The sequence below is a fragment of the Azospirillum sp. TSO22-1 genome (assembly GCF_003116015.1).
GTDB lineage: Bacteria > Pseudomonadota > Alphaproteobacteria > Azospirillales > Azospirillaceae > Azospirillum.
The window spans coordinates 1-6,277 of the sequence record NZ_LGQZ01000170.1 but is presented as its reverse complement, the minus strand read 5'-3'; the positions used below and the strand labels follow the sequence as shown (position 1 = coordinate 6,277).

7 protein-coding genes and 1 pseudogene are annotated in these 6,277 nt (G+C 65.2%); 5 read left to right on the top strand and 3 right to left on the bottom strand.

Annotated elements, in window-relative coordinates:
• Positions 1-175 (bottom strand): FAD-dependent oxidoreductase (locus TSO221_RS32165; RefSeq protein WP_146208918.1); only part of this gene is annotated, 175 nt, incomplete at its 3' end.
• Between the two features lie 131 nt (positions 176-306).
• The gene (locus TSO221_RS35785) at positions 307-672 is read right to left on the bottom strand and encodes a hypothetical protein (protein WP_158284273.1); all 366 of its coding nucleotides are present in this window, start codon (positions 670-672) and stop codon (positions 307-309) included.
• A gap of 294 nt (positions 673-966) precedes the next feature.
• On the opposite strand from TSO221_RS35785, the gene TSO221_RS32155 reads away from it, so the two are divergent.
• The 5 genes and pseudogenes from TSO221_RS32155 to TSO221_RS32135 all read left to right on the top strand — a co-directional run bounded on the left by TSO221_RS32155 (position 967) and on the right by TSO221_RS32135 (position 5,967).
• Positions 967-1,143, top strand: coding sequence for a hypothetical protein (locus tag TSO221_RS32155; protein WP_247878371.1), 177 nt, complete (start codon positions 967-969; stop codon positions 1,141-1,143).
• Positions 1,144-1,267: 124 nt separating this feature from the next.
• Positions 1,268-1,839: pseudogene (locus TSO221_RS32150) on the top strand (IS5 family transposase); the annotation flags it as partial.
• 549 nt (positions 1,840-2,388) lie between these two features.
• A complete protein-coding gene (locus tag TSO221_RS32145; protein WP_199229720.1) occupies positions 2,389-3,642 on the top strand; it encodes a S8 family serine peptidase in 1,254 nt (417 codons plus the stop codon).
• A 98-nt stretch (positions 3,643-3,740) separates the two neighbouring features.
• A complete protein-coding gene (locus tag TSO221_RS32140) occupies positions 3,741-3,980 on the top strand; it encodes a hypothetical protein (RefSeq protein ID WP_109122555.1) in 240 nt (79 codons plus the stop codon).
• A gap of 64 nt (positions 3,981-4,044) precedes the next feature.
• Positions 4,045-5,967 (top strand): S8 family serine peptidase, encoded by a 1,923-nt coding sequence (locus tag TSO221_RS32135; protein WP_109122554.1) that lies wholly within the window; start codon positions 4,045-4,047, stop codon positions 5,965-5,967.
• Between the two features lie 61 nt (positions 5,968-6,028).
• Here TSO221_RS32135 and TSO221_RS32130 read toward each other — a convergent pair.
• A partial coding sequence (locus tag TSO221_RS32130; protein ID WP_146208977.1) for a hypothetical protein occupies positions 6,029-6,277 on the bottom strand: 249 nt, incomplete at its 5' end.

Sequence of the window (6,277 nt, the reverse complement as noted above, 5' to 3'; positions counted from 1 at the left end):
ACGGCGAGAAGACGCGGACGTGCGCCCACGCCCGCAGCGAGGCGCCGACCGCCGGGCCGCGCTCGAAGAGGACGGGGGTGAGGCCGCGTTGGACGGCGTGCGCGGCGGCGGCAAGACCGACCGGACCTGCCCCGATGATGGCGATGGGAAGCGCGGAGCTGGGATCGTGCGACATGCTGCGGGTCCTCCTGGATGCCTTGCTTATAGCCCGGCCAAAGCGGCGGTGCCCGCCGCCCGGGTCCCCTATCCGGCCAACCGGCTCGCCAACGTCAAGGACCTGAAGGTCAACGAGCCCATGCAGATCGCCTATCCGGACATCGACTCCCCGGGCGTTCTGATCAAGCTCGGGACGAGGGTGGAGGCGACACGCTGGACCTGCGTACCGGCCTCCACAATCCGGGGCAGCAGGGCGGCCCGCCGCTCCGCCAGGGTGATGCGGTCGGCGGACACACCATCCAGCGCCGCCAGATTGTCGAGCAGGGCCCTCGACGCCGTCAGGATGGCCTCGAAACGCCCATGCGCCGAACCGGCTTCGCGCAGTTCCTGCAATTGGCCGGAGAAAACGGTGCGGCCCTCGCCGAGGCGGGACGACACCTCCTCCAGGGCCTTGCGGTCGGAGGCTGCGGCCAGGGCCGGGGCGAGCGCCACCAGCCTTTCCGCCGTCTGCGCCACGCCCATGCTCCCGACCGTCGCCGGCAGGGCCTGACGCAGGATAAGGTCGTTGTTGGCGCGTACGGCGGCGTAGCCGATCAGGGCAGCCGTCGCCGCAGCAGGCGGTAATTGTCGCGGACGGCGGCCAAATCGATGGTGGGGACCGCGCCGGCATGCCAGCCCGCGAGTGGTGCATGGCCAAGGCCCAGTTCGCCGTCCTCTTCGGACCGCGATTCACGCAGGCCATAGCCTGATCATGTGCAACCGCCCGCCCACACACGAAATTCCTGACAGGCCCCGCGGCGTCCGCGCATTATGACGGCCGAGCGCTTGCGCTACGCCCAGCACCTGATGGCGGACCGGACCCGCAGCATTCCCCAGATCTGCCGTGAATTGGGCGGTATCCCCTCCAGCACCCTGTACCACTACCTCCACGCCGATGGGACACTCAAGGAGCCGGGCTGCCGGCTGCTGCAGAACGCGCCCTCGTGAGTCCCGGTTGCCGCCGTTGGCCTGGCGCAACGGATTCCGGTCTGGTGAGGCCGATGTGTGAATTCGTGGACGGATGTGGCCGGTGTCGTAGGCGGAGGCTCCTCTCCCGCACTGGTCTGCCGCCATGCCGCATAAAACGAACGCCGCTCGCCGTCACCACATCCCACGGCCGAAGCGGCGCGTTCTCAACTGGGCCGAGTACGATGCCGCCCTGCGCCAGCGCGGCAGTCTGACGGTCTGGGCACCGACGAGGCAATCGCATACTGGAAGGCGGCGCCGTGGACCACGCCGGGTGGACAGCCCAGCTACTCCGACCTGGCGATCACGACGGCCCTGATGCTACGCGCCGTATTCCGTTTGGCGCTGCGCCAGACCGAAGGGTTGATCAGCTCAGTCCTTCGGCTTCTCGGGCTGGATCTGCCGGTACCCGACCACTCCACCATCGCCCGACGCGCCCGGACGGTGACGCTGCCGACAGCGCCGCGCTCGAGCGGCAGGCCCATCCACCTGCTGGTGGACAGCACCGGGCTGAAGCTGTGCGGGCCGGGCGAGTGGCTGATCGAGAAGCACGGCACCAAGAAGCGGCGCTCCTGGAAAAAGTTGCATGTTGGCATGGACGCGGCGAGTGGCCGGATTGTCGCCGCCACGCTGACCGACCGCGACGTCGATGACGCCGCGCAGGTCGCCCCCTTGCTCGGGTCGGTTCAAGATACGTGTTTATGCCGAACGCGGCATAAACACGTTTATCTCGAGTTCCCGATTACGCCGAGTTGGGGCGTTCCGCCGATCCGATGCAGCCAGCCTCACGGCCTCTTCCCGGGCGGCAATGTTCGCCAGCACTCTTAACATACAACGATATGCATTTGTCCGCGTTATCCCAAATAAGTAGACAGAACAGCACTCTGATAGCTGCCGTATCCTCTTAAAATCTCTTTTCTGGACACTTGCCATCACTGTAATATTTCCTACGAAAATCATCGACACCGCTGAGACGGTGCGTCGAAATTTCCGCCGACGCTTGGTAAAGCGTTGAAGATCCGCCAGAAAACCAAGCCTGCAAAATCAAGTCTGCCAATCCAACGGAGAATAACCATGGCAAAATCTTCGGGAGGTAAGTCGGGGGGGAGGGAGCCGCAAGATCGCGGCGGGAACGGCAACGGACGGCTGGAGCCACCGAATCCGGGAACCACCGGGCGTTATCTAGTTTTGTTGCGCTCGGAAGCCTCCAGGGATGGCGGAAAGGTGTTGGCCGACATCGCCGGGTTGCGGGTTGCCAGCACCGCCGACTTTTCCGAAGGCGTCGTCGACCCCGACAAGCTCGGCGACGCGAATGCCGTCCTGATGCAGGAATTGGGCGTCGCCGTGGTCGATACGCCGCCGGAGGAACTTCGGGCGTTGAGTTCGGCCGCCGCCGCGGAAAGCTCAAGCATACTCGCCGTGGAGCCCGAGCGAATTGTCTACGCCATGCAGGATCAAGCGATGTTCGACGTTGCCCCGCCCGCGCAACGGCTGGGTCCGATGGAGCCGCCGCGGGGCTCGCTGGACTACTTCCTGGGGTATCGCGACGCGATCAACCAACTCGTCGCGCGCATGGCGGGCGGCACCGCAGCAGAGGAAGCCGGGACGATTCCCGGGCCTGTGCTCGACGAGGTCCAGTTCACTTGGGGCCTGCAGGTGACCAATGTGCCGGCATCGCAGTACAGCGGCCGGGGCATCCGGGTCGCGGTACTCGATACCGGCATGGATCTCCAGCATCCCGACTTCCTGGGACGGCGCATCGTCGCCCAATCGTTCATCGAGGGCGAAGACGCCCAGGACGGCCATGGCCACGGCACCCACTGCATCGGTACGGCCTGCGGTCCCCGCCAACCGGCCACGCTGCCCCGCTACGGAATTGCCTACAACGCCGAGATTTATGCCGGCAAGGTGCTGAGCAATCAGGGGAGCGGCCCGGACGGCGGCATTCTCCAAGGCATCGAATGGGCGATGCGCAATCAATGCGCCGTCGTTTCCATGTCGCTTGGCGCCCCTGTGACCATCGGGCAAAGCTATTCTCGGGTGTTCGAGCGGGTTGCCAGGCGAGCGCTGGCCGCCGGTACCGCCATCATCGCGGCCGCCGGTAATGAAAGCGAGCGGCCGGGCTTCATCATGCCTGTCGGCCACCCGGCCAACTGCCCGTCGATCATGGCGGTGGGGGCGATCGACGCCCAATTCCAGGTTGCCTCCTTTTCCTGTGGCGGGCTGAACCCCGATGGCGGTCAGGTCGATATTGCCGGGCCGGGAGTCAACATCCACTCGTCGTGGCCTCGCCCCATCCTGCATCGCCGGCTCCGGGGGACGAGCATGGCCACGCCGCATGTGGCCGGCATCGCGGCGTTGATTGCGGAATCCGATCCGAACGCGCGCGGGCGGGCGATGCTTCAGGTGCTGGCACAAACGGCCCGCCGTCTGAACCTTCTGTCCCGTGATGTCGGCGCGGGACTTGCGCAGGCGCCTTGATCCCTCAAGATTCAGCGGCAGCAAAGCCCCACGCGACGGCACTGGACTCGCGGTGGGGATGCTGCCGCTGCCAACCGCTGCAAGACGGGGGATCGCCCATGCCGGAAATAAAGGTCAACGTGTTGATCGACGACAGCAAGATGGCCGAATTCGACGAGGTGGTCCGCAACTGCCACCGGATCGGTCTTCAGATCAAGCAAAAGATGCCCCTGACCGGGACTGTCACGGGGGCGATTGAAGCCAGCCGGATCGACGAGCTCAAGAAGGTCGAAGGGGTTTCGGAGATCGAAATCTCCCGCAACGTCGGGATTCCACCACCCGACGGCGACATGCAGTGAAACGGAATGCCGGGTCGAAGACCACCACCCTTGCCAACAACAACCTTGTGTCGGGGGAGCATCCGTGGAGACCTTTGCTGCCGTGATCGCCTGGGCGCTGGCCTGGCTGCCCCGGGTCGCCGTGATCTCCCTGGTGCTGACGGCCGTTCTCTGGCTCGCCTCGCAGACGGTGAAATGGTTCATCCCGGATTCCGGAGACCCGGTGCCGGAATTCGAGATGGTCGGGCAGACCACCGCCGACATGAAGACGTTTCTGCCGCGTCTGCTGAACGCGGAGTTCATGCGCATCAAGGCCGACCTTGCGTCGGGCGCGGACGCGGTCAACCGCCAGCTCAAAGCGTGGGAGCGGGAATTTCAGGAAACCCGCCGACGACGCGACAGCGTCGTCGAGGATGCCAAACGGCGCGGTGAACGCGACCGGACGAGCGCGCAGGAGGCGCCAGCCACGGTCAACCCCGATATGAAACAGGTGGCGGCCTCGGACGTCCGCGGGGGGGTTGATCTCGCCCGTGTGGGGGAGGCGCTGAAGCAGCTCGAACTCCTGTCCACTGCGATTACGACGACGGATGTGCCCGATATTAAGATCGCCAACGTCGAACTCGGACCTGTGCTTCGGTGGCTCATCGACTTGTTTCGCGCGCCGAGCACAAACAAGGTCGTCGTCTTCGACTCGGACTTTGCCCTCATCGAAGGCCCGATCATCCGGGAAGGGCGGATTATTCTGGCGCTGGACACTCCCGCGCCAGGCGCACAGCGAACCGCGCAGCAAATGGTCGAACCGATCGCCTACCACATCCTGTCGAGCAAGCTTTCATCAAAGGCCAGCATCGATTTTGGCGGTTGGACGGCCATGCGGGATTTCGTCGTTGGCGCGAAGAGCTTGGCGAAGCTCGTATCGGAGCCGAAGCCCGGACCGGCCGAAATGGCGACGTGGCGCGCGGACATGGTCAAGGCGGCACAGCGCGTCGAGAGCGCGGGCGTCGCCGCGCGCGAGTGGCAATTCCTGGCGCTCGCGTCCTTCCTGTTCGAGCGCGCCGCGGATTTCGACAACGCGATCCGCATCCTCGATCGCTATGCTGAACTTGCGCCTGCAACCTCGCAAGACGATCGGAAAGCGCGGCTTGAGTATCTCCGTGAGCGGCGCGTGGTGAGCGCGGTCTCCGCCGCGCTCAAGACACGGCCGGCCGGCGGTGCGGTCTTCGCTGCAACCGCGGACTCCCTGGCGAACCTGCCGGAGATCATGGCGGTTCAAAAGCTGCATCGTCTCGGGGGGGTGCCGGACGGCTCCCGCGTGAAGGTGGCGCTCGTCGCCGGCATCACGCCGCCGTGGTTTGGGGTTGACCGGCCGGCGGAACCCATTCCACTGGAAGGCACCGTCGATCAGTATGGATCGCAGCTTGCTCAAACTGTGCGGGCACTCACGCCGTTGGCCGACGTCGTTTTCTTTCCCGTCAAAGAGATGCCGTCAGCCAAAGGGAGCATAATAACCAACGAACTCCTCTCCGCTCTCGACACAGCCATGAAGAGTGACGCTCCAATAATCATTCTTCCGTTTGGGCCTCTTCTAGAAAAGATTTGGGCTCGCGTATTCGAGAAAGTGTTGGAGCAGGAGCGGCTCATCATCGTTCCAGCAGGAAATTCTGGGCCTGAGTCTGCAGATATTTCAGACGAACTCGCTTCCAAGACTCTGGTTGCCGAGAGCATCGACGTGGACGGAACCTACTCCGGATTCTCCTCCCGTGTCCCTGGATCGCTCGCCGCCGTTGGCGGTGCGCTTCCATACGTCGCCGTGACGGATGCCGGTCCAACCGTGGTTGTGGGCAGCGGCACGGGTTTCGCCGCCGCCGCCCTCGCCGCCGTTGCCGTGGAGACGGTCGCGCGCCAGCCGGACCTGCGGGGCGCCGCTCTCCGCGACGCGCTTGTCGCGGCGGCCCGCTCGTCGGGGGATTACAAACCGAAGATCGCTCGGGTCACCATTCCACGCTGATTACGGTTGCATGGAGAGCATGCAGAAGTCCGGGGCGGTTCAAACGCAGGGATACCTCAATTCACAGGTGCACCTCGTCGAAGTCCATCACGGCGGCGGCGCCGTCGACCATCGACGCGCGGAAGCCCTCGACCTGGCCCAGCAGGTGCCCGGCGTAGAAGCGCGCAATCACCGGCTTGGCCCGCAGGAAACTGTCATCCACCGCTACAGCTACGCCGACGCCGAACGGCGTGCCCGCCGGCTGGTGCGGGTGCTGCAAGGCCTGGGCGTCGGCCCGCAGGACCGCGTCGGCACGCTGGCCTGGAACGGC